Below are 23303 nucleotides of genomic sequence, written 5' to 3' on the forward strand. Positions count from 1 at the left end.
TAAAACCTACTTTCGATTATTAATAATTGTGTTAATAGCCATCTTAACTGCAAACTCAAATTGATGTTTTTCATCCATAGTCATAATTTTGCCATCTATAAGTAATTCATCATCTTGCATTATAAAATCTATAGCCTCAGATAGTTCTGATATTTCATATGAACCTTCATCTATACTCAATAAATCATTTGTTGTAACGCCTAAAGCTTTTGCTATCTTTTCTAATGTTTCACTCCTTAAACTTTGTCTATTACCAGTTTCTATCTGCGATATTGTAGATTGGCCAACTTTAGCGAGTTGGCTAAGTTTATTTACTGTTAATCCTTTATTTTCTCTAATTTCTTTGATGTTTTTTCCAAGTATTGATTTCACTTTTAATAACCTCTTTCTTTTTAATTATAATTTTAATCTTTGACTATTGTAATTATAATGCTTCACAAAACGAAAGTAAATAGAAATGTTTCGACAACGAAACAATAAACGCTATTAAAAGTGAAAATGATGTAGTAATTTGAATTAATTTAGAGCAAGAATGAGCAATTGAAAGCTATTTGTTTCGCAACCGAAAAAATGGATGAATTTGAAGGTTGTGTATATTTCGGATTCGGAATACAATTAACTCATAAGTTTCGAAAGCGGAACAAAGGTGGTGATTAAATGACATTGAAAGAGTATCTAAAAGAAAAACAATTAACAAATAGCGAAGTTTGTAAAGCTGCAAGCATTGGGGAAGCAACTTTAAGTCAATTTCTGAATGGGAAGAGAAAAATAACACTAGAGACTGCATGTAGAATCTCTGATGCATTAAATATTTCGCTAGATAAATTTAGGGAATTAACTGAGGGGGGGGGTGTAGAAATTGAAAACTTATAGTGTAACTATAATGAATGGTAAGAAAAAGATTGTAATAACAAATGTAGTTAATGGGAATGACAAAAGGAAAGAGGCAGCAGATATAGTTTGTTGTAATAAAAGGGTTACAGCATAGATAATTAATGTTCAGTCTTAATATATTCAAACGGCTCCAGTGTGAGGGTAAACATATTCAAGGTGGTGGAATTCAAAAATGTCATTCAAGTTTTTAAGAGATTTGAAAGCAAGTATAACAGAACAAGAGTTTAAAGAAGTGCTAACAATTGCTACGCAAGACATTATGTTCAATAATGTTGGGTTTAATAGGTTAACTAAAGAACAAGATTTAATTAGTGTCTGTGAGAAAAGTTTGATTTTAATACGAGGTAGACAAGCATGTGGAAAGGGGATGTAAGAATGATGAAACCTATCAAGATTAAAGGGGTAATACATGAAATGGATTTTGAGCAGTGCTACTGCCAATTCGCACCGCTCAGAAATAAAATAGCATATGAATATAGACATATGCCAATGGAACGTGAGGACTTAATGCAAGAAATAGACCTCAGTTTCTTTAAAGCTTATCAAGCTTATGATAACACAGAGTTTGAATTTATGACAATAGTTTATCAGATTATTAAAAATGACTTATGGAAAAAAATTAGAGGATATCATGCAGTCAAGAGACAGTCTAATGTAAATAATGTCTATTTTAATGCATTATCTCAGTCGGCAGATAAGTCAAATGAATTACTAGATTTAATAGTGAAAGAGGATAACTTTGAGGAAGATTTAAACTGTAAATTGAGTTTCGAGAGAGCACTTAGTAAGGTAAGAAGAAAGGATAAAGTTAAAGCTATAAATCTCTTAAGTATTGGGTATAAACAGCTTGAAGTTGCTGAAATAATAGGGTGTAGTCAAACTCAGATATCAAGATTCAAAATGGAATTTAGAGAGATGTTATTGGATGAAATCTGTTGTTAAGGGGGATATAATGCCTATGGTTATAAATGCTACTAGCTTTAAAAAAGAATCTTACACCATTTTCGGTATTAGGGACTTAGAAGATTTAGTTATTAATACAATGGGTGAGGATGTATGGAATGCAATTATGTATTTCACGGAAGAGAAGATTGAATTAAATCAAGAGGAGAACAAATATACAGAAGATGATATAAGGTCCTATGATGTAGACCTAACTTCATTAAGAAGCGGTGTAAGTTATGAAGTACAAGAACTAAGTAGACTAGTTAGCTATGTTAATGATTCCACTAGATTAAATAGAGCAATTATTATTGAAAAGATATGTGGTGTTAAAAGACGGCTAACAGAAAATGAGGGATATTGAATGAATAAGAAAGTGGCATTAGTTAAGTTTAAAGGCTATCAAGATCATATGGAATATTCATACTTAACAGATATAGACAATTTAGTTGACGGGGATGTTCTAGTAGTTCCAACTAATAATTCATACAGTATAGGATACTTTGCCAGGTACAGTGATAATAAGCAGCATGTTAGAAATGCAACTAAATGGATAGTTCAGAAAGTTGATATTGAAGCATACGAAATTAAGATGTTTCTAGGTGAGTAGCTATGAATAAATTAAGCAAATCTGAATTCATGAGTAAAGCAATTAATGACTTATACGAGTTTAAAAGACTAGAGAAGGAAAAGGCAATGGGTGCTGAGATTCATGAAATACAGAATTTTCATAAAATAAATCAATATAAGAGGAGGAAGAAAAGATGGAAATAACAGCAAAGTTTAATAATGGTGAGGAAATGATGGCATTTGCTAAAATGCTATTAGGAAATAATACAAAAGAAGAGGTGGAATTCACTGCAAAAATGTCTAAATCTGTAGAGGTTATAAATGAAGAGGTTAAAGAAGTAAAAGAAGAAACACCTAAAGTTGAAGCAGAAGTAATTGGTGTAAACCAAGAACAAGGTGAAACTAAAGATGCTGAAATTGTAGTTGATGATAAACAAGAGGACAAGCCAGTAGTGACTAAGGAAATGGTAAGGGCTATATTCACTAAGCTGATTAAAGAAGGTAAGCAGGCTAAAGCTAAAGAGCTTACAAGTAAGTACGGAGCTGCTAAGCTAGGGGAAGTAAAAGAAGAAGACTATGCAGCAATATTAAAGGATGCGGGGGAACTATTATAATGGCAGCGCATGCAATATTAAGTGCTTCTGGTGCTAGTAGATGGATGGCCTGCCCACCTTCTGCTAGATTAGAACAGAACTACACTAACCAATCTAGTGAGTTTGCTAGGGAGGGTACGTTGGCACATGAACTTGGAGAATTAGGATTAAGAAAAGAACTGGGGGTAATATCAACAAGAAAATACAATATTGAAGTTAAGAAGATACAAGCTCATGAACTTTATACTGCTGATATGCCTGACTATGTAGAGGTATATGTAGATACTTGTATTGAAAAGGTAGCAGAGGCTAAAGCAAAGACTCCTGATGCGGTATTTAGCATAGAACAAAAACTTAACTTTAGTGAATGGGTACCAGAAGGGTTCGGTACAGGTGACTTTGTAATAATTGCGGATGGGGTTATGGAAATATGTGATCTAAAGTATGGTAAAGGAGTTCCAGTAAGTGCAATAGATAATAAGCAAATGCGATTATATGCACTGGGAGCAATACATGAATTTGGATTCTTATATGATATAGAAAAAGTAAGAATGACGATTATACAACCTAGACTTGATAGTATTTCAACAGATGAAGTTGATGCAGATGATTTGCTTAAATGGGCAGAGGAAGAATTAAAGCCAATAGCAGAGTTAGCATTCAAGGGTGAAGGTGAGTTTCGTGCAGATAATCATTGTGGATTTTGTAGGGCTAAAGCAGTTTGTAAGGCTAGAGCTGATAAAAATATGGAACTAGCGCAGTATGACTTCCAAGATCCAAAGACTTTAGATAATAATGATGTAGCTTTTATATTAGGAAGAGTTGATGAACTTGTAAAGTGGGCAACAGATATTAAAGAGTTTGCATTAGAGCAAGCACTACAGGGTGAAGAGTTTGATGGTTGGAAGATAGTAGAGGGTAGAAGTAATAGAAAATGGGTTGATGAAGATAAGATAGGTAAAATTCTTATAGAAGAAGGCTTCCTTGAAAAGATTATCTACACTAAAAAACTTGCTGGAATAACTAATATGGAAAGTGCTATAGGTAAGAAGGAAGTTACTAGATTACTAGGTGAACTAATTATAAAGCCACCAGGTAAACCTACATTAGCTCAAGAATCAGATAAAAGACCAGTTTTTAATCCAGCGAAAGCTGATTTTCAATAAATCTTAAATAAATATATAAAAAGAAAGAAGGAATTAATAATGGTAAATATTAAAGCAAAAAGAACAGGAACAAAAGTAACTACAGGAAAGGTGAGATTTTCATATGCTCACTTGTTTGAACCAAAGGCAATGGAAGGTCAAGAACCTAAGTACAGTGTATCTGTAATAATACCTAAGACAGATACAGAAACTCTTAAAGCAATTAAAGAGGCGGTAGACCAGGTTAAAAAAGAAGGTGCTGCTAAGTGGGGCGGTAAAGTTCCACCTAACTTAAAAACTCCGTTACGAGATGGAGATGCAGAAAGACCAGATGATGAATCATATACTAATTGTTATTTCTTAAATGCTAATAGCAAAAACAAGCCTGGTGTAGTTGACCAATATGTTCAACCAGTGCTAGATGCTACAGAGGTATACAGTGGTTGTTATGGTAGATTAACTCTTAACTTCTACCCTTATAGTTCAAATGGTAACAAAGGAATAGCTTGTGGACTCGGAAATGTACAGAAGTTAGAGGATGGAGAACCACTTGGAGGATTTACTAGAGCAGAAGATGATTTTGACAGTGTAGCTGCAGAAGATGACTTCTTAGGTTAATAGAATGAAGACGTTAGCTATAGACGTTGAAACATATAGCAGTATAGATATTAAAACTTCGGGGGCTTACAGATATTGTGAAGCCCCTGATTTTGAAGTAATGCTATTTGCTTATGCTTTTGATGATGAAGAAGTACAAATTATAGATTTTAGGGCTGAAGAAGATTTACCTGATGAAGTAATAAAAGCTTTAGAAAATCCTAATGTAATTAAGACAGCATTTAATGCAAACTTTGAAAGAAATGCCATTAGCAATGATTTTGCATTAATAGAGTGCCCACCAGAACAATGGCAATGTACCATGATAAAAGCATTAACAATTGGGTTACCTGGAAGCCTTGATATGGTAGGTAAAGTATTAAAGCTTGAAAGTGATAAGCAGAAGATGAAAGAAGGTAAGGCATTAATACAGTATTTCTGTAAACCTACTAAAACCAATGGTGGTCGAACACGTAACCTTCCAGAACATGATCCGGAGAAATGGGAAATATTCAAAGAGTATTGTAAACAGGACGTAGAAGTTGAAAGAACTATAAGAAATAAGTTAAGTAAATATATAACTACAGAGAATGAACAGAGATTATGGGAACTAGACCAAAGGATAAATGATAGAGGTGTTGGTACTGATTTATTGCTAATTAATAAAGCCATAGAGTGCGATTTAGTATTCGCTGAAAGGCTACAAAATGAAGCAAGAGAATTAACAGGGTTAAGTAATCCTAATAGTCCGACTCAGCTTAAAAAGTGGCTAGGTGAGCGTGTGGGTTATGAGATTACAAGTCTTACAAAAGATACTATACCAGAACTCATATTTAACTCTAATGGAAATCAAGAAGTAATTAGAGTTTTAGAACTAAGACAACTTATGGCCAAGACATCAATTAAGAAATATGAAGCTATGTTAAAAGGCAGATGTAAAGATAGTAGAGTAAGAGGATTATTACAGTTTTATGGGGCTAATAGAACTGGTAGATGGGCTGGAAGATTGGTGCAGGTGCAGAACCTTCCACAGAACCATTTACCGGATTTAGATGATGCTAGAAACTGTGTAAGAGAAGGTAGATTCGATGATATAGAGTTTCTATATGATAGTATTCCAGATACATTGTCACAACTTATTAGAACAGCATTTATACCTAGAGATGGGAATAGGTTCATGGTAGCTGACTTCTCCGCGATAGAAGCAAGAGTAATTGCCTGGTATGCATCAGAGCAATGGAGACTTGATGTATTTGCAACCCATGGAAAGATATATGAAGCTTCAGCAAGTCAAATGTTTAAGGTACCTATAGAAGATGTAAAAAAAGGTAGCGATTTAAGACAGAAAGGTAAGATCGCGGAACTTGCTCTTGGGTATGGTGGAAGTGTTGGAGCTATAGCTAGTATGGATAAAGCTAAAAGTATTCCAGAGGAAGAACTTCCGGGACTAGTTAAGAGTTGGAGAAATGCGAATCCGAAGATAACAAAATTTTGGTGGGATTGTGATAAGGCAGCTAAAAAAGCTATTGAAGAAAGAACTACAGTATGTATGCAGTTTGGGCTTAAGTTTATATATAATCCGGGAATATTATTTATACAATTACCTTCAGGTAGAAGATTATCGTATATAAGGCCAAAAATAGAGATTGGGAAATTTGATAAACCAATTATTACTTATGAAGGTATGGAACAGACTTCTAAGCAATGGACTACATTAGAAACTTACGGACCTAAACTTGTAGAAAATATTGTACAGGCTACGGCAAGAGATTGTTTAGGAGAAGCAATGTTTAATGTTGAAAAAGTAGGTTATGACACAGTTATGCATGTGCATGATGAACTTATCATGGATGTACCTAAAGATTTTGGTAGTTTAGATGAGGTTAGTGAGATATTCGCTAAACCTATTTCATGGGCACCAGGGCTTCCACTTAAAGCTGATGGCTATGAGTGTAACTATTATATGAAAGATTAAATATGGAGGTGTTATTTGTGGCTTGTAATTGCATTGCCGAAATAAAAGAGCGTTTAAAAGATAAATTAAGAAAAGATGATGAATATCAAGGCAAGGATATTAGTCTTAATATTAACAATTTAGCTTGGTTATTTAAAGGGGGTCAAAGAATGTATTCAGTGGTTGAAATATCTTACCCTTGGGTAACTAAAACTGGCAAAGATAGGGTAAATAAATCTAGTGTTAATATAGTATATTCATATTGTCCTTTCTGTGGGAATAAAATTGAACCAGCAAGGGAGGCGTAGTAAATGTTTAAAAAGAAATTGAAGAACTTATTCTTTGGATTTCATGGAACAGCAATACATTGTCCTTACTGTAAAGGTATGAATGTTAAATTTGGAAAATCTATGATTAAAGGAAATATAGAAAAGTATAAGGTTAGTTGTAGAGATTGTGGATCAAATGGACATATTAAAGAAGTTTGGAGTAAGGAGTAAATTGGTATGCAAGGTAAAAGAGATGTACTAAGTTATATGAACTCACACGGTAGAAAGCAATACACAAAATATCAGTTAAGTTCAATTAGTAATTCAATTAGATTAGAGACTTTAGATAGAGCAGAAGAAGGCCTAGAAATAAAGACCAGAAGTAAAAAAGGTAGAGAAATATTAAATCAAAGAATCGCGGATATTGCTAATAAAAAGTTAGCTAAAGATAAGGTTACTGCATATGATGTTTGGGTATTTAAAAAGTGTAATGCTGAAGAATATCAAGATAGGACCGGTAAGTGCGCTTGGGGTTTTAAGGACGTTCGTAGAAAACTAGGATTTGATGAAAATACAGGTTTAGAACTGGAAGGTGATTAAATGCTAATGTTTATTATAGCTTTTAATCTTGGATTTCTATTTTGTGCATGGTGGGTTGGAGGAAGAGGTGATACTTAAATGATAGAACTTAAAAATATAGATTTAAGCAGCGTAACAAATGAAGAACAATCAGATAAGGTTATTGAAGAACTTAATGAACTTATGACAGCTATAAAAACGGGTACTGATGATGAAGTTGTAGAAGAAACTTTAGATACATTTCAGTCACTTTTAGGGTTAATACTCAAAAGAAGAAATATTACAGCTTATGAGGTTATGGAGAGTTATCCAAAGCATCTAAAGAAAATTAAAAACAGACCAAGATAATTTTAAAAAGTGTAGAAATTGTAAAGGAATGAGAATTTAAAATGAGAGAAGAAAATATAAGTATTGAATATGAAACAATAGGAGTTATGGAGCAAAGAAATTTAATTGAAATGAGTAGAAATCTAGGTAGAGCAATGACTAGGGAAGAATATAATTCTGTAATGTTTGCTTATAAGAATGTTATAGATAGGCTTGTTATCGAAGCAGAAAAGCAAGGTATAGAAATATAGACTAGTGCATAATTCAATGAAATTGACAAGAAAAGGAGGGAAGTCATGGATGCAAAAACAGATGATAGTGTAAAAGTGAATATTAAGTATGATGGATCCATAGCAATTGCTACTGGGAAAAGTAAAAAAGAAACTCACTGGAAGAATAAAACCATGCTTTGGTCGGAATTAATAGACAAGCTTACAAATACGACTAGGACTCCAGAAACATATACAGAGTATAAGAAGATGCCTAAAACTGATAGGGATAGAATTAAGGATGTTGGAGGATTTGTTGGTGGAAGTCTTAAAAGTGGTAGACGTAAAGCAGAGAACGTAGCAAATAGAACTTTACTTACATTAGACTTAGATTATGTAATAGGAGATGTGTGGTCCAGTATAGAGCTTTTATATGACTTCTCAATTGCTATGTATTCCACACATACACACGCACATGATAACCAAAGATTAAGATTAGTAATACCGTTAAGTAGACCAGTGCTTCCGGATGAATATCAAGCAATATCTCGAATGATAGCAAATGATTTAGGAATAGATCAATTCGATGATACTACTTATGAACCTAGTAGATTAATGTATTGGCCATCAACTAGTAATGATGGAGATTATATATTCAAGGTTCAGGATTTAGCCTGGTTAAACCCAGAAGATGTTCTTAGTAGATACTTAGATTGGACAGATGTTAGTTACTGGCCAGAGAGTAGTAGAGCAAGGGCTAAGGTAACAAGTGCTATTAAAAAGCAAGAGGACCCACTAGAAAAGAAGGGTATTATAGGAGCCTTTTGTAGGACTTATAGTATCACAGAAGCAATAGCAGAGTTTTTAAATGATGTATATGTACCTGGTGCAGATGAAACTAGGTACACATATGCAGAAGGAAGTACAACAGGCGGGGTTGTAGTATATGATGATAAATTTACATTCTCACATCATGGTACTGATCCTACGAGTGGAGTTTTATGTAATGCATTTGATTTAGTTAGGATTAACAAATTTGGTGAACTTGATGATAACGCAAAAGAAGATACTCCAATAAATAGATTACCTTCTTTTACTAAAATGAGTGAGTTTGCTGCAAGTGATAAAAAAATTATGGTTACTTTAGGTAAAGAACGTATGGAGAAGGCACAAGAGGACTTTGATGCAATAGAAGTTTATGATAAAGATAATACTGAATGGCTATCCAAACTAAAATATACAGAGCAGGGAAAGCTTAAAAGTACAATAACTAACTTTGCATTAATAATAGAGAATGAACCATTACTTAAAAAGAAAATTGCATACAACCAATTTGCAAACAGAGCTATGGTTACAGATAAGTTACCTTGGAGGTTGGATAGTAAAGAGAGTGATTGGAATGATACAGATGATTCTGGAATAAGGGATTTTATAGAGAATTATTATGGTATAAGTTCCACCGCAAAATGCGCAGATGCATTAGCTTTAGTATTTGAAAAGAATTCATATCATCCTATTAAAGATTATCTTAATGGACTTTTATGGGATGGTGTAAATAGAGTAGACACATTACTTATAGATTATCTAGGAGCCGAGGATAATAATTATACTAGAACTGTAATAAGGAAAGTAATGGCTGCAGCAGTAGCAAGAGTTTTTATACCAGGAGTTAAATTTGACAATATGCTTGTGCTTAGTGGACTTCAGGGAATTGGTAAAAGTACTCTTATTAAAAAATTGGGTAAAAATTGGTACTCAGATTCATTGACAACTGTTAATGGGAAGGAAGCATTTGAACAGCTTCAGGGTGTGTGGGTTCTAGAAATGGGTGAAATGATGGCCACAAAGAAAGCTGACATTGAAGCAGTAAAACACTTCCTATCTAAGACAGAAGATATTTATAGAGTTGCATACGGAAGAAGGACAAGTAGATTTCCTCGTCAGTGTGTAATAATAGGTACTACCAATGATAGAGAATTTCTAAGAGATAAGACAGGAAATAGAAGATTTTGGCCTGTAGATGTAGGGGTACAGAAGAATCAAAAAAGTGTATTTGATTTAACTACCAATGATATAGACCAAATATGGGCTGAGTCTGTAGAGCTATTCAAGAATGGTGAGAGATTATACTTATCTGGTGAGGAAGAGAAAGAAGCACAGAAGCAGCAAGAGGATCATAGTGAAGAAAGTGCAAAAGCTGGGTTAATTCAAGAATACTTAGATAAGCCTATTACAGATAATTGGTATAACTTAAGTATTATAGATAAGAGAAATTATATTCAAGGTGGGGACTTTGGGGATGAATCAGAGGGTGATTTAAGAAGAGATAAAACTTGTGTAATGGAGATATGGGTAGAACTTTTTAATGGTGATCCTAAGCAACTAACACCTATGATGGCTAGAGAGATTAATGATATTTTAAGTGGACTCAAAGGATGGGAAAAAGCTAAAAGTTCATTGAGGTTCGGAAAAACTTATGGTAAACAAAGGGCTTATATAAGGGTGGACTTAGTGGGTACAAAATGAAATTGACATAATTATGTAGTGGGTACAGTGGGTACAATATTTTTAACCTTGTTCCGTATGTTGTACCCACTTTAAAGTTAGTAAAATCAAGAGGTTAAAGGTTAGTGGGTACGGTGGGTACAAAATATATTATAAAAGTATTATTTATATGATTAGGCATATACACATACTTACATATATATACATATACCCCTAATACGTATATATATATATATATGGAAAATTTGTGCCCACTGTTCCACTTTAAAAATAGTAGGTGATAAAGTGCAAGAAAGTAAAATAGAAAGATATCTTAAAAGACAAATTGAATTGTTAGGTGGTAAAGCTTTAAAGTTCATTAGTCCTGGAGTGTCAGGAGTGCCAGATAGGATTATACTATTACCGCAAGGAAAAATGATATTTGTAGAACTTAAAGCACCAGGTAAAAAGTTAAGAGCATTACAAGAATATAGAGTTAAAGAATTAAGAGCTTTAGGATTCAGAGTTGAGATTATAGATACAATAGAAAAAGTAGATATGCTTATAAAAGAGGTGATTCTATGAAATTTAAACCTCACCCTTATCAAGAATATGCAATTAACCATGTTATAGATTTTGAAGCTTCAGGATTATTCCTAGATATGGGTATGGGTAAAACAGTGTCAACACTTACAGCAATTGATAATCTAATATTTCTTAGTGAAGTTTTAAAGGTTTTAGTAATAGCACCTCTAAGGGTAGCAGAAGATACATGGAGCACTGAAGTTGATAAATGGGATCACTTAAAACACTTAAGAATATCTAAGGTTTTAGGAACTCCAAAGCAAAGGTCAAAAGCCATTGAAGAAGATGCTGATATTTATGTTACTAACAGAGAAAATGTAGAATGGTTGGTTAAACAATATTGGAGTAGCTGGAAATGGGATATGTGTGTTATAGATGAGTTGAGTTCTTTTAAAAGTTCTAAGTCAATTAGATTTAGGGAACTTAAAAAAGTAAGGCCATATTTTAAAAGAATAGTAGGACTTACTGGTACACCAGCACCTAATAGCTTAATAGATCTATGGCCACAAATATACCTATTAGATGGTGGGAAAAGATTAGGTAAAACAATTACTAGCTATAGACAACAGTATTTTACACCAGGGCAAATGAATGGGCATATAGTTTATAATTATAGACTTAAAGATGGTGCAGAAGATAAAATTCATAATAAGATAAATGATATTTGTATATCTATGATGGCCAAGGATTATCTAGATATACCTGAAAGAATAGATAATATAATAAATGTAAATCTATCTCAAGTTACCAAGAAGAGATATAAGCAATTTGAAAAGGAATTAATTATAGAACTTGATGAAAATGATATTACTGCAGCTAATGCAGCAGTGCTTACAGGTAAGCTTTTGCAAATGGCCAATGGTGCAATTTATTCAGAGACTAAAGAAGTTATAGAAGTACATGATGAAAAACTTAAAGCATTGTTAGAAATCATTGAAGCAGCCAATGGAAAACCTGTATTAATATTTTATAGTTTTAAACATGATTATGATAGAATAGTAAAATTCTTAGAATCAAAGAATTATAAACCTAGGAAACTAAATGGTAGTGATGATATTAAGTCTTGGAATGAAGGCAAGACTAATATATTACTTCTACATCCAGCAAGTGCAGGACATGGTTTAAACCTTCAGTATGGTGGTAATGTAATAGTGTGGTTTGGATTAACTTGGAGCTTAGAGTTATACCAACAGGCTAATGCAAGACTACACAGACAAGGTCAAAAGGAAACAGTTATCATACACCATCTTATAAGTAAAGGTACTGTTGATGAAGATGTTATGAAATCATTAGGTAATAAAGAAATAAATCAAAATGTATTACTGGAAGCAGTTAAAGCCAGATTAAAAGAAGTTAAAAATGAGGTGATATAGTGAAAGAGAGATATAACGTAGATGAAGCAATAAAAAAAGCTACTAAAGAGGCTATAAGGGAATATGATAAGGAGAAGAAGCAGGAGCAGAAAAGGAATGTATTTCATAACACTAAGTTATTGTTAAAACATTATAATGATTTAAAAACGCATGTAAATAATGCCATAGATGATGTTAACAGCCTTGAATGTGACTTAGGAGAATTTGGAGACATTACAGATAGAGATGAATTATACATTTCTAGTATTAGAAGAAGTAAGAGTAAAACCTTAATAATGATAGCACATATAGAAATGGCTATGGAGCAGTTGAGAAAGAAACAATATAGATTATGTTCTAGTGAAAAATACAAAGCGTTAGAAAAATACTATTTCTATGAAAAAACTTATGAACAAATAGCGGAAGAACTTAACTGTGGTGTAATTACAGTTAGAAGGTGGGTTAATGAAATGATTAATGAACTAAGTATATTATTATTTGGAATAGATGGGTTAAAATTGGATATGATATAAAAATGATAGAAAGATGATATTTTAATAATAATTTAAACGTGAGATAATGATATTATGGAAAAATTAGATTCCCCCCTAAACCCCAATATAAAAAGGCACTTGTAGAGATATAGGTGTCTTTTTTTAGAAGGATTTTTTATATTTATATAGAAATGTAAAATAAGAGGTGATGAGATGAAGAAGCGTACATATAAGCATGAAAATAAGCACATACATAAGTATAAACGTCGTATATGTGAACAGTTTAATATTTCAAAAGAAAAGGTAATTATTACAGATTATGAAAGTTTAATTTATGAGTTAGAGAAAAATTATAAAAGGTTAATATCTTCAAAAAATAGGCTATTAGTTGAAATGGCAAAGGTAGATGATGAAATTATACATAGTAAACCATTTAACATTGAAGGTATATTTATACCGGGGTTTACATTGATAATTACAATAATGTTAGCGTTTGCAAATGATTTTAGGATACCATTTGAAGTAGCATATGATATACTACTTAAGATTGCTTCGGGGTTAATGGTAGTTTCAATCTTTATTAAATTAGTAGCGCAGGAAAAGTTAATGTATTCCAATGGCTACAGTAATATGTGTTTAAGGGTATTAAAGAAGATTGAAAATGAGATTGAAAATGAGATTGAAGTGAAAAATATTTTAATGCAAGCGCCTGGACATGAGGTTAAGCTTGATGAGATACATAAAGAATTGAAGGATATTAAAAAATTTATAGGAATAAAATAGTAAAAGAACTCTAAAAATGGAGTTCTTTTTATGTTATACACAACATATTGTGTATAATGTGGACAAGTAACACTATATATAGAAAGCGAGGTGGCATTATGGCCAAGTTAACATCAAAACAGAAAATATTTTGTGATGAGTATTTAATCGACTTAAATGCCACACAAGCAGCAATTAGAGCAGGGTATAAAACAAAATATCCTGATAAAATAGGTTCTGAATTACTAGGTAAAACTAGAGTTAAAGAGTATATTCAAAAGCGAATGAAAGATAGAGAACAAAGAACCGAAATAACACAAGATTTTGTTCTAAATGAACTTTATGCAATAGCAGCAGCTAAAGGTCCAGATTACATGAAAATTGTAGAAAAGCCAGTGTTAGTGAACGGAATACCAGTAGTAGATAATGATGGCAATTCTAGAATGTATAAAGACGTTGAACTAGAATTAACTAATAATCTTACAGAGAATAGCAAGAAAGCAATAGCGGGTATAAAGTATGGTACTAATGGCATAGAGGTAAAATTAAATGATAAGGTTAAAGCCTTAGAGCTACTTGGTAAGCATTTAGGAATGTTTAAGGATAAAGTTGAACACAGTGGAGCTATAGCTAACGAAATTAACATAACAATAGATGGTGAAGACTATGGGGATTAATATAAGTATTGATTCAAAAGTATTTAATTCAATATACATTAAGCATCAATTAAAGAATAATAATAGGTATCAGATTTACTTTGGAGGAAGCTCCAGTGGTAAGTCTTTTTCTTTGGCCCAAAGAACTGTATTAGATGTATTAAGCGGTAATAGAAATTATCTTATTGTTAGGAATGTGCAAAGTACTATCAAGAGGTCATGCCTTAATGAAATAACAAAAGCAATAAGTAATCTTAGGATGAGTGAGTACTTTGAAGTTAATAAAACAGATATGATAATAACTTGTAAGCTAAATAAAAAGCAAATATTATTTTGTGGACTTGATGATGTTGAAAAGATTAAGTCAATAACTCCCATAGATGGCGTAATAACTGATATATGGGTTGAAGAAGCCACAGAAACAGATTATAAAGCAGTGAAACAACTAGATAAGAGACTTAGGGGAAGAAGTAAAGTAACAAAGAGATTAACTCTAAGCTTCAATCCTATATTAAAGGATCATTGGCTATACTCTTCTTATTTTGATATATGGGAAGATGATAAGAAGTATGTAGAGAAGAATAATGTAAGTATACTTAAAACTACATATAAGGATAATAAGTTTCTAACTAAAGATGATATAGCAGCATTAGAGAATGAAACTGACAAGTATTACTATGAAGTTTATACATTAGGTAACTGGGGTGTGCTTGGAGCGGTTATATTTAGAAATTGGAAAGTGCAAGACTTCACTGATATTGAAGGTGCATTTGATAAATATAGGCATGGTGTCGATTGGGGATTTGCTGATGATCCATTTGCGTATATAAAATCACATTTAGATAAAACACGTAAAAAGCTTTATATTTGTGATGAAATTGAAGCAGTAGGATTACTTAATGATGAATCAGCACCTAAGGTAAAAGAAAAAGCTGGTGAGAGTAGAGTTACATGTGATAGTGCTGAACCTAAGTCCATAGCTGAATATAAAAAACTAAGAGTAAATGCAAAGGCAGCTAAAAAGGGACCAGGTAGTATCGAGTATGGTATTAAGTTCCTACAAGGATTAGAAATAATAATACATCCTAGGTGTCAAAACTTTAAGACAGAGATTAGTAAATATAAATATAAAGAAGATAAGAATGGGAATGTTTTACCTATACCAGTGGATAAGGACAATCACTTGATTGATGCACTTAGGTATAGTTTAGAAGATGATATGACAAATTCTAAAATTGGGGTAGGTAGTAAATCAAAACTTGGAATAAGGTAGGAGGGTTAGAATGGCAATTTATAAAGATAGAGAACTGCTTAATGAAGATGGGAGTATACCAATAGAACTGTTAATTAAATGTATTGATAATCATAAAGCTATGATTGAAAGGTATGAGCATCTAAATAATTATTACGATGGCGAACATAAGATATTAAATAGAAGATTTGATAACCCTAATATACCTAACAATAAATTAGTATGCAATCATGCAGAATATATAACTGATATAGCTGTTGGATATGTATTTGGAGCTCCAGTATCTTATGCGGGTGTGGGTTCAGATGAACTCAATGGGATATTTACTGAAATAGATGAAGATAGTCACAATAATGAACTTGCTATAGACATATCTATCATGGGTGTAGGATATGAATTACTATACATGAATGATGATGAATTACCCTATTCAGAGTTAGCGGTATCTAGTCCTTTAAATACTTTTTTAGTATCAGATACTACAGTAAAACATAAGCCAATGTTTGCAGTAACATATATTGAGAAGTTAGATATTAATGATACAAGTAAAGGCTATGATGTGAATGTATATACTGATAATGAGGTTATACATTATTTTTTTAGTGATTTAGGAACTAAAACTCCAGAAGAAAAAGACAGAGATGTACATTATTTTGGAGATGTACCTATAGTTGAATATCAAAATAATAAAAAACTTAGAGGAGATTTTGAAGGTGTAATAAGTTTAATAGATGCTTATAACAAGCTTCAATCGGATAGAGTAAACGATAAAGAGCAGTTAGTTGATGCATTCTTAGTAATTGTTGGACAATCGCTAGGGGATACTAAGGATGAAGTAAATGAAACAGTTAAATACCTTAGGGAAAATAAAATAATAGAGCTTGATGAAAATGGGGATGCCAAGTGGTTAGTTAAACAATTAGACGAAGAGCAAACAGAAGTATTAAAAAGAGCTATTAAAGAAGATATACATGAATTTAGTAAAGTACCTTGCCTTACAGATGAAAATTTTGTAGGTAATTCTTCAGGAATAGCTATGAAGTATAAGCTTCTAGGGTTTGAAGGGCTCGGAAAGACCAAGGAGAGATACTTCAAGAAGGGTTTAAGACAACGGTTAAGGTTAATGTCTAATATATCAAATATAAAAGCTAAGGTCGTTAATTCGGGTGATATAGATATTACTATGAAGAGAACTCTTCCAGTGGATGAGGAATTAATGGCAAAGATAGCACAAGAAACAGATGGATTTATATCATGGGAAACTAGAGTTAAAAGGTTTGATGGTGAAATAGATATTGAAGAGGAAAAGAAAAGACTAGATAAAGAAAAAGAAAAGAATCTTGAGGATCAGCAGAAAGCATTTGGGTCATATGACTTTAAGTTTGGACAACAAAACAATAGCAAATATAATAAATCTACTGAAGAAGATGGTGAGGTAGATGAAGAGGAAGAAGAGTAATTCCTATTGGAGTGATAGAGCTAATGAGAGAATGGAGTCTTATCATAAGAATAGTGATAAAACTGTTTATAGGATAAATAATGCTCATGATAAAGCTATAGAAGATATTAATAGTGATATTAAAAAGATATTCTTTAAGTTTCAATTTGATAGTGGGTTAAGTATAAAAGAAACTAAGGAAATACTTAATAGTAAAATACCTAAAAAGGAACTTGAAAGCATTAGAAGTAAAATTAATGGTATTGAGGATGTAGAGTTAAAAAGAACTTTGATGGCTCAAATAAATGCTAATGCGTATAAAGCACGGATTACAAGATTAGAGGCACTTAAAGAAAGCATTAGGATAAATACTGCAAAGGTAGCTACTGTGCAGTTAAAACAAGGGGAATTGAGCTATATTAATAATATTAATGATGCTTACTATAAGAACATCTACGACATACAGAAAGGTACAGGACTTGGATTTGACTTTTCACCTATGCCTATAGATAGAATAGAAGAAGTACTGAAGAATAATTGGAGCGGAAAAAACTATTCAGAAAGAGTATGGGGTAATACAGAGGTATTAGCCAAAAAGCTAGAGGAAGCTATAACATCAGGACTAATGAATGGTAAGAGCTCCAAAAGAATGGCTTTAGAATTAGCTGAATTAAGTCAATATGGCAAGATGGCCAGTGAAAGGCTTATAAGAACAGAAACAACTTATATTACTAATGATGCAGAATTAGAAAGTTATAAGGAATGTGACATTGAGAAATATGTATTTGTAGCTACACTAGATTTAAGAACTTCAACAAACTGTAGGGAAATGGATGGAGAGTGTGTTGATGTAAGCAAAGGTGTCGCAGGTGAAAACTTACCACCATTACATCCATGGTGCAGAAGTACAACTATAGCCTATATGGGTGATGAATGGTATAACAACTTAAAAAGAAGAGCAAGAGATCCAGAGACCGGTAAATCTTACACAGTACCAGGTAATATGAAATATGATGAATGGTATAAGCAGAATGTAGTAGGTAAGTATGGAGAGCAGCAAGCTGAAACATTCCAGAATATGATTAAGAATAAAGCTTCTGATAGAATTCAATATAAAAAATATAAAGAAATACTTGGGAAAGATGTCCCTAAGTCGTTTACAGATTTTAGAGAATTGAAGTATAATAATATTGAAGAGTGGAAACTTACTAAATATAATTATAAACTTAAGAATGGGGTAAAAAACAATCCTAAAAACATACTCGAAAATACTGATAAATTTAGTGTAGATGAGAGAAAATATACGAACTATTTATTCGGTGGTTCTAATGATCAAGGACTATCTAAAGGAAAAGCTTTTGAAAGCAGACTAGGATATACTATAGATAATTTTAAAGAATTAGATATATTAATAAAAGATAATATAGATAAATACCCAGCTATATTAAAAGGTGATACACTTCATGGTAAAAAATATGAAGTAAATATGGTTCTAAGAGGATTAAAAAATAAACAAGCAAAGGTTAAGGTTGGGATTATGGCAGATGATAATGGAACCAGATTAACTACTGTATTTATTGATAAATTAAAGGAGAGTGATTTAAAGTATGATTAATATTAAAGAATGTGATATTGTAAAATTAAAGGATGGTAGAACAGGAACGGTGTTAGGCATATGGTCAGACGAAAAAGCTTATGAAATTGAAATAAACCCACCAGAAGTAGATACTATTGAAAAAGAAGACATATTAGAAATAATATATAGGCCCTAAGGCACTTACTTAGATAAAGAGTAGGTGCTTTTATTATTCCTATTTTTGTTATATTATTATACTCATAAGGGATATAGGGGGTAAAATTATGATTATAGATAAGAAACAGTATAAAGAGCTTATAAAAGTTGATGGTGGTTCATTGGGACATGATTGTAATATTTCAGTTAATATTAAAGAAGCACCAGATTTAAAAAAAGAAATATCTGCTGTTCTTAAGATATATCCAAAGAGATTATATTTTGATATACCACTTGGTGATAAGATGTGCTTCTTAATTGAAGATTTAAAGGATGTAAGATTTGAAGATGGAATTATAGAAATATACATGAAAAATGAGGAAATAATAAAAATAAAAATAGCAAAAGAAAAGGAAATTATTAAAGTTTACAATGCCTTAGGAAAACATCTAGAGTTAGGATTAGAAAATTTAAACGGGGAAGTCAGTCAAGTGAAAATAGAAAATGAATATAAAAGAGAAGAAAAAAGAATAGAAAGAGCCATAAAAGAAGAGGAAAAAGAAAGAAAAAGAAAAGGTTATGAAAGAATAATGGATTCAAACCAAGATGGTGGTACTAAAGATGATAGTGTAGTTCGATGCCCTAAATGTGGAAGCATATCAATTACAGCTAATAAAAAAGGATTTAGTTTAGCAAAAGGTGCATTAGGTGTAGCAACTGTGGGAGCATATGGAGTTTTAGCAGCAGGCCATGGAAAGAATAAAGTTCTGGTAACTTGTTTAAAATGTGGTCATCAATGGAAACCGGGTAAATAAAATATAAAAGTTATTAAGCGCTTACTTATGTAGGTGCTTTTATTATACTTAAAATTAAGGAGAGGATGAGATGGCGGGTTATAAGGTTAAAAATCAAATAAGTATATCTATAGAAATAGTGCTTATTATAGCGTTGATTATGAATATTTCAGTTAACATAATGAGGACTATAGAGAATAGAATAATGTTAAATGAAACAAAGGTTCTTTTAGAAGAAGTTAAAGAGCTTAAATTTTATGATTAATTAAGTCTTAGGAAACTAAGGCTTTTTATTATGCCCTTAGCAAGGCTTTAAAAGGCTAGAATAAAATATTTGAACGATATGGGGCAATAGCAATGTATCGGGCGGGAGGTAATTATGAATACGAAACTATTAATAAACTTAGGACTATGTAGGTATCGACCTATGTTAGCACCAGATACTGGAACTAATGGGGGAACTGCTACAACTGGAGAAACTGGAACCAACAATACTAATACAGAGGGCGATACTGAAGGTAAGGAAGGACAAGAAGGTGGGGATAAGAGCTTTGATGATGTATTAAAGGATAAGAGGTATCAATCCGAATTTGATAAAAGATTATCCAAAGCTCAAGAAACAGCAAAGGCAAAATGGGAAGCTGAGTATAATAGTAAGCTAGAAACGGCGAAGACAGAAGCCGAGAAGTTGGCAAAGATGAATGCTGATGAAAAGGCAAAGTATGCAGAAGAAAAGAGAGTAGAAGAACTTACTAAGAGGGAAAAAGATATTACTACTAGAGAACTAAAAGCACAGGCTTATGAAACTCTAGCAGAAAAAGGTATGCCTAAAGAGCTAGTGGATATTCTTAATTATGAAAATGCTGATATGTGCAATAAAAGCATTGAAGCAGTGGAGAAGGCGTTCCAAGGAGCAGTAGAGAAAGCTGTAAATGATAAGTTAAGAGGTGGAAATCCTCCTAAGGGTGGACAAAGTAATAATTCATTGCAAGAACAAATAGCTAAAGCAATGAGAGGTCAAATTTAAAAAGAAAGAGGATGATAAACAATGGCAAATACAATTCAATTCGCAACTTTAATTCAAAGTGAATTAGATAAAATGGCAGTTCAAGAAGCATGTACAGGATGGATGGATGCTAATGCAGGGCAAGTTAAATATGCTGGAGGTAATGAAGTAAAAATACCTACTTTATCAATGGAAGGACTTGCAGATTATAAAAGAGCAAATAATGAAGGGTTTGTAGGTGGAAAGATAGATTACAAATATAATACCTACACTATGACACAAGATAGAGGTAGAGCATTTGGAATAGATAAGAATGATGTTGATGAAACTGGGTTTGTTTTAACTGCATCAACAATTATGGGAGAATTTCAAAGAGAGCATGTAATACCAGAGATAGATGCTTATCGTATTTCTAAGGTTGCCACTACTGCTATTACTGCTGGAACAATGGTAAAGGACGGATATACCGCTACTAATGCAACTATAATAACTGAGATTAAAACTGGTATTAAGAATATAAGAAAGCAAGGATATAATGGATCATTGGTTATTATGATTTCTTATGATGCACAAATGGAGATAGAGTTAGCAATGACAGGAAAGTTATCAGCTCAAACATTTGCAGCAGGTGGATTTAATACTACAGTAAATTCAATTGATGGAGTACCAATGATTCCGGTCCCAGATAATAGAATGTATAGTGCTATAGAAATATATGATGGAGAAACAACTGGACAAACCGTAGGTGGATATGTAAAAGGATCTACTGCAAAAGATATTAACTTTGTAATCTGTCCTTTAACCACTCCAATTGCAGTATCCAAACAAGATGATTTAAGAATATTTGATCCATCTGTAAATCAAAGATTTAGTGGTTGGTCTATGGATTATAGAAGATATCATGAACTATGGATTAAGAAAAATCAAGAAAAATCAATCTACCTTAATACTAAATAGGAGGCAAAATTATGGAATATAGATTAAAGAAGGATAATATTGAAAAAGTAGTGGTTGATGAAGATTATAAGAAAAGATTAGTTAAAGATGGGTGGGAAGATATAGCTACTGAATTAAGCATACTAAATATTGAACAATTAAAAGAGTTAGCAATTGAAAAAGGAATTGAGATACCTTCAAAAGCTAAAAAAGATGAGATTATTACAATGATAGAGGATGCTAAATAGTATCCTTTTTTAGGTGGTGTTAATGTGACTCAGTTAGAAAAGTTAAAAATAAGGCTGCCAGATTGTGAGGATACTTTACTAAATCAATTCCTTGAAGATGCAGAAGGGGAAATATTAGATTATACCAATAGAGATACACTTATAGCTAAAGCAGAAGGCATACAAAGAGAATTAGCTATTATTTACTATAATCGTATGGGTAGTGAGGGAGAATCATCTAGAAGTGAAGGTGGGGTATCTGTAAGTTATTCTACAGAGATACCAGAAAATATTAAGAATAGACTTAATACTTTTAGAAGATTAAAGGCGGTAGGTATAGCTAATGAGAATTAAGAATAAGAAACTTTATTATATTAAAAAGAAAGTAATCATAAGGGATAATGAGGGTGGTAAGTATCCAGGATATTCAACGTCTATAGAAATAAAGGCTAATATATCTCCAGCAAGTGGAAAGTTGCAGGCTGAAATATATGGAGAAAGACTTAATTATATTTTAAATATGCTTTACGATGGACAGATGGAATTAATAGAGGGTGATGGAGTTTGTGTTTATGTATCTAAAGATAGTGAACCGGACTATAAAATTATATCTATTAAAAGATACTCACATAGGGTAATAGAGCTGGAGAAGATAGTATGAATAGCGGAAATATAAAAGGTATGGATAAGCTACTAAAGAAACTAGATAGCTTGAATATTAATAGTAAGCAAGAGCTTAAGAAATCTATGGAAAAAAATATAAAGATGGTTCAAGGGGAAGCAAAATTATTATGTCCAGTAGATAATGGTGATTTGAGAAATAGCATTACAACTGATGTGAAAGAAGTAAATAGTGGCATAGTTGCAACAGTAACAACTAATTATGAAATAGCGCCATATGTTGAGTTTGGGACTGGTAAAAAAGGAGAAACTACCTCAGTAACAGATAAATATCCTGGACAATTAAGCTATAAGCAAGATAAATGGAAGGTTAATATTCCAGATGTAGGAGTTAGGTGGATTGAAGGGCAACCAGCTCAACCTTACTTGTATCCAGCATTAAAGAATAATGAAGAACTTGTGAAAAAGAATATAGCAAGTGACTTAGAAAAGAAAATAAGGGAGGTGGCAGGTAGATGATTAATGTTAAGGACCAAGTATATGCAGCAATTAAAGATATATCTTCTAATGTAAGTGATAGCTATCCAGCAGATTGGGCAACATTCCCCGCTATTCAATATACAGAAGAGGATAATAAAGTCGCTGAATGGGTAGATGGGGAAGAATCAAAGTCATATCTAAGATATAGAGTTGATATATGGCATAACAAAAGCACTTCATTTACGACATTAGAAGTGGATAAGAAATTATCAAAGTTAGGACTACAACGTACATTTTGTCAAGATGTTTCAGACACTAGTGGATTAAAACATAAAGTTATGAGGTATGAAGGTGTTATAGATACTGAGACTGAGTTTGTATATAAAGAATAATTTTAAATTAGAA

Annotated in this window: 36 protein-coding genes; 35 read left to right on the forward strand and 1 reads right to left on the reverse strand. The window is 32.3% G+C overall.

Translation table 11 applies throughout. From position 1 onward, the window contains the following. Positions 1–6: 6 nt before the first annotated feature. Positions 7–372, reverse strand: a complete 366-nt coding sequence (locus RSA29_RS10340) for a helix-turn-helix transcriptional regulator (RefSeq protein ID WP_346943017.1) — start codon at positions 370–372, stop codon at positions 7–9. Positions 373–657: 285 nt separating this feature from the next. On the opposite strand from RSA29_RS10340, the gene RSA29_RS10345 reads away from it, so the two are divergent. From RSA29_RS10345 to RSA29_RS10515, 35 genes are all read left to right on the forward strand, one after another. Further along, on the forward strand, positions 658–873 hold the full coding sequence (locus RSA29_RS10345) for a helix-turn-helix transcriptional regulator (protein ID WP_346943016.1): 216 nt from the start codon (positions 658–660) through the stop codon (positions 871–873). Beyond that, on the forward strand, positions 860–988 hold the full coding sequence (locus RSA29_RS10350) for a hypothetical protein (protein ID WP_346943015.1): 129 nt from the start codon (positions 860–862) through the stop codon (positions 986–988). Before RSA29_RS10345 ends, RSA29_RS10350 begins: the two co-directional genes overlap by 14 nt. A 78-nt stretch (positions 989–1066) precedes the next feature. Further along, entirely contained in the window at positions 1067–1267 is a 201-nt protein-coding gene (locus tag RSA29_RS10355) for a hypothetical protein (protein WP_346944410.1), read from the forward strand. Positions 1268–1269: 2 nt separating this feature from the next. Beyond that, positions 1270–1836 (forward strand): sigma-70 family RNA polymerase sigma factor, encoded by a 567-nt coding sequence (locus RSA29_RS10360; RefSeq protein WP_346943013.1) that lies wholly within the window; start codon positions 1270–1272, stop codon positions 1834–1836. Between the two features lie 10 nt (positions 1837–1846). After that, positions 1847–2200, forward strand: coding sequence for a hypothetical protein (locus RSA29_RS10365; protein WP_346944378.1), 354 nt, complete (start codon positions 1847–1849; stop codon positions 2198–2200). Continuing rightward, complete coding sequence (locus RSA29_RS10370; RefSeq protein WP_346942816.1) at positions 2201–2446, forward strand: hypothetical protein; 246 nt, start codon at positions 2201–2203, stop codon at positions 2444–2446. 2 nt (positions 2447–2448) lie between these two features. Next, entirely contained in the window at positions 2449–2610 is a 162-nt protein-coding gene (locus tag RSA29_RS10375) for a hypothetical protein (RefSeq protein WP_346942817.1), read from the forward strand. Beyond that, positions 2601–3020 carry a hypothetical protein gene (locus RSA29_RS10380; RefSeq protein ID WP_346942818.1) on the forward strand — a complete coding sequence of 140 codons (420 nt, stop codon included), beginning with the start codon at positions 2601–2603 and terminating at the stop codon, positions 3018–3020. The genes RSA29_RS10375 and RSA29_RS10380 overlap by 10 nt, the downstream gene beginning before the upstream one ends. Further along, positions 3020–4165 carry a DUF2800 domain-containing protein gene (locus tag RSA29_RS10385; RefSeq protein WP_346943012.1) on the forward strand — a complete coding sequence of 382 codons (1146 nt, stop codon included), beginning with the start codon at positions 3020–3022 and terminating at the stop codon, positions 4163–4165. The genes RSA29_RS10380 and RSA29_RS10385 overlap by 1 nt, the downstream gene beginning before the upstream one ends. A gap of 39 nt (positions 4166–4204) precedes the next feature. After that, positions 4205–4762 carry a DUF2815 family protein gene (locus RSA29_RS10390; RefSeq protein WP_346943011.1) on the forward strand — a complete coding sequence of 186 codons (558 nt, stop codon included), beginning with the start codon at positions 4205–4207 and terminating at the stop codon, positions 4760–4762. 4 nt (positions 4763–4766) lie between these two features. Continuing rightward, a complete protein-coding gene (locus tag RSA29_RS10395; RefSeq protein WP_346944411.1) occupies positions 4767–6716 on the forward strand; it encodes a DNA polymerase in 1950 nt (649 codons plus the stop codon). Between the two features lie 17 nt (positions 6717–6733). Next, positions 6734–7003 (forward strand): hypothetical protein, encoded by a 270-nt coding sequence (locus RSA29_RS10400; RefSeq protein ID WP_346943009.1) that lies wholly within the window; start codon positions 6734–6736, stop codon positions 7001–7003. A gap of 3 nt (positions 7004–7006) precedes the next feature. After that, positions 7007–7195 (forward strand): hypothetical protein, encoded by a 189-nt coding sequence (locus tag RSA29_RS10405; protein WP_346943008.1) that lies wholly within the window; start codon positions 7007–7009, stop codon positions 7193–7195. A gap of 6 nt (positions 7196–7201) precedes the next feature. Next, positions 7202–7564: a hypothetical protein gene (locus RSA29_RS10410; protein ID WP_346943007.1), complete on the forward strand. Its 363-nt coding sequence runs from the start codon at positions 7202–7204 to the stop codon at positions 7562–7564. A gap of 78 nt (positions 7565–7642) precedes the next feature. Beyond that, positions 7643–7891 carry a hypothetical protein gene (locus RSA29_RS10415; RefSeq protein WP_346944412.1) on the forward strand — a complete coding sequence of 83 codons (249 nt, stop codon included), beginning with the start codon at positions 7643–7645 and terminating at the stop codon, positions 7889–7891. Positions 7892–7932: 41 nt separating this feature from the next. Then, complete coding sequence (locus RSA29_RS10420; protein ID WP_346943005.1) at positions 7933–8121, forward strand: hypothetical protein; 189 nt, start codon at positions 7933–7935, stop codon at positions 8119–8121. Positions 8122–8166: 45 nt separating this feature from the next. Further along, positions 8167–10605, forward strand: coding sequence for a virulence-associated E family protein (locus tag RSA29_RS10425; RefSeq protein ID WP_346944413.1), 2439 nt, complete (start codon positions 8167–8169; stop codon positions 10603–10605). A gap of 264 nt (positions 10606–10869) precedes the next feature. Further along, positions 10870–11148, forward strand: a complete 279-nt coding sequence (locus RSA29_RS10430; RefSeq protein WP_346943003.1) for a VRR-NUC domain-containing protein — start codon at positions 10870–10872, stop codon at positions 11146–11148. Further along, positions 11145–12521 carry a DEAD/DEAH box helicase gene (locus RSA29_RS10435; protein WP_346944414.1) on the forward strand — a complete coding sequence of 459 codons (1377 nt, stop codon included), beginning with the start codon at positions 11145–11147 and terminating at the stop codon, positions 12519–12521. The genes RSA29_RS10430 and RSA29_RS10435 overlap by 4 nt, the downstream gene beginning before the upstream one ends. Continuing rightward, entirely contained in the window at positions 12521–13033 is a 513-nt protein-coding gene (locus RSA29_RS10440) for a hypothetical protein (RefSeq protein WP_346944373.1), read from the forward strand. Before RSA29_RS10435 ends, RSA29_RS10440 begins: the two co-directional genes overlap by 1 nt. Positions 13034–13207: 174 nt before the next feature. After that, positions 13208–13777 (forward strand): hypothetical protein, encoded by a 570-nt coding sequence (locus RSA29_RS10445; RefSeq protein ID WP_346944372.1) that lies wholly within the window; start codon positions 13208–13210, stop codon positions 13775–13777. Between the two features lie 98 nt (positions 13778–13875). Next, on the forward strand, positions 13876–14433 hold the full coding sequence (locus tag RSA29_RS10450; RefSeq protein ID WP_346944371.1) for a terminase small subunit: 558 nt from the start codon (positions 13876–13878) through the stop codon (positions 14431–14433). After that, the gene (locus tag RSA29_RS10455; protein ID WP_346944370.1) at positions 14411–15685 is read left to right on the forward strand and encodes a PBSX family phage terminase large subunit; all 1275 of its coding nucleotides are present in this window, start codon (positions 14411–14413) and stop codon (positions 15683–15685) included. The genes RSA29_RS10450 and RSA29_RS10455 overlap by 23 nt, the downstream gene beginning before the upstream one ends. Positions 15686–15695: 10 nt before the next feature. After that, a complete protein-coding gene (locus RSA29_RS10460; protein WP_346944415.1) occupies positions 15696–17123 on the forward strand; it encodes a phage portal protein in 1428 nt (475 codons plus the stop codon). Further along, positions 17104–18717 carry a minor capsid protein gene (locus RSA29_RS10465; RefSeq protein ID WP_346944416.1) on the forward strand — a complete coding sequence of 538 codons (1614 nt, stop codon included), beginning with the start codon at positions 17104–17106 and terminating at the stop codon, positions 18715–18717. Before RSA29_RS10460 ends, RSA29_RS10465 begins: the two co-directional genes overlap by 20 nt. Further along, positions 18710–18874, forward strand: a complete 165-nt coding sequence (locus tag RSA29_RS10470; protein WP_346944417.1) for a hypothetical protein — start codon at positions 18710–18712, stop codon at positions 18872–18874. The genes RSA29_RS10465 and RSA29_RS10470 overlap by 8 nt, the downstream gene beginning before the upstream one ends. Positions 18875–18962: 88 nt before the next feature. Further along, on the forward strand, positions 18963–19649 hold the full coding sequence (locus RSA29_RS10475; protein ID WP_346944418.1) for a hypothetical protein: 687 nt from the start codon (positions 18963–18965) through the stop codon (positions 19647–19649). A 70-nt stretch (positions 19650–19719) separates the two neighbouring features. Then, on the forward strand, positions 19720–19893 hold the full coding sequence (locus tag RSA29_RS10480) for a hypothetical protein (protein ID WP_346944419.1): 174 nt from the start codon (positions 19720–19722) through the stop codon (positions 19891–19893). 114 nt (positions 19894–20007) lie between these two features. Further along, complete coding sequence (locus tag RSA29_RS10485) at positions 20008–20655, forward strand: DUF4355 domain-containing protein (protein ID WP_346944420.1); 648 nt, start codon at positions 20008–20010, stop codon at positions 20653–20655. Between the two features lie 21 nt (positions 20656–20676). Further along, entirely contained in the window at positions 20677–21591 is a 915-nt protein-coding gene (locus tag RSA29_RS10490; RefSeq protein WP_346944421.1) for a hypothetical protein, read from the forward strand. Positions 21592–21602: 11 nt separating this feature from the next. Continuing rightward, positions 21603–21818 carry a Rho termination factor N-terminal domain-containing protein gene (locus RSA29_RS10495; RefSeq protein WP_346944422.1) on the forward strand — a complete coding sequence of 72 codons (216 nt, stop codon included), beginning with the start codon at positions 21603–21605 and terminating at the stop codon, positions 21816–21818. A 24-nt stretch (positions 21819–21842) separates the two neighbouring features. Beyond that, on the forward strand, positions 21843–22151 hold the full coding sequence (locus RSA29_RS10500; protein ID WP_346944423.1) for a phage head-tail connector protein: 309 nt from the start codon (positions 21843–21845) through the stop codon (positions 22149–22151). Beyond that, positions 22141–22458 carry a hypothetical protein gene (locus RSA29_RS10505; protein WP_346944361.1) on the forward strand — a complete coding sequence of 106 codons (318 nt, stop codon included), beginning with the start codon at positions 22141–22143 and terminating at the stop codon, positions 22456–22458. Before RSA29_RS10500 ends, RSA29_RS10505 begins: the two co-directional genes overlap by 11 nt. Continuing rightward, entirely contained in the window at positions 22455–22937 is a 483-nt protein-coding gene (locus RSA29_RS10510) for an HK97-gp10 family putative phage morphogenesis protein (protein WP_346944360.1), read from the forward strand. Before RSA29_RS10505 ends, RSA29_RS10510 begins: the two co-directional genes overlap by 4 nt. Beyond that, positions 22934–23290, forward strand: a complete 357-nt coding sequence (locus RSA29_RS10515) for a hypothetical protein (RefSeq protein WP_346944359.1) — start codon at positions 22934–22936, stop codon at positions 23288–23290. Before RSA29_RS10510 ends, RSA29_RS10515 begins: the two co-directional genes overlap by 4 nt. The last annotated feature ends 13 nt before the right edge of the window (positions 23291–23303 follow it).

It is taken from the genome of Clostridium sp. (assembly GCF_036660475.1).
GTDB lineage: Bacteria > Bacillota > Clostridia > Clostridiales > Clostridiaceae > Clostridium_J.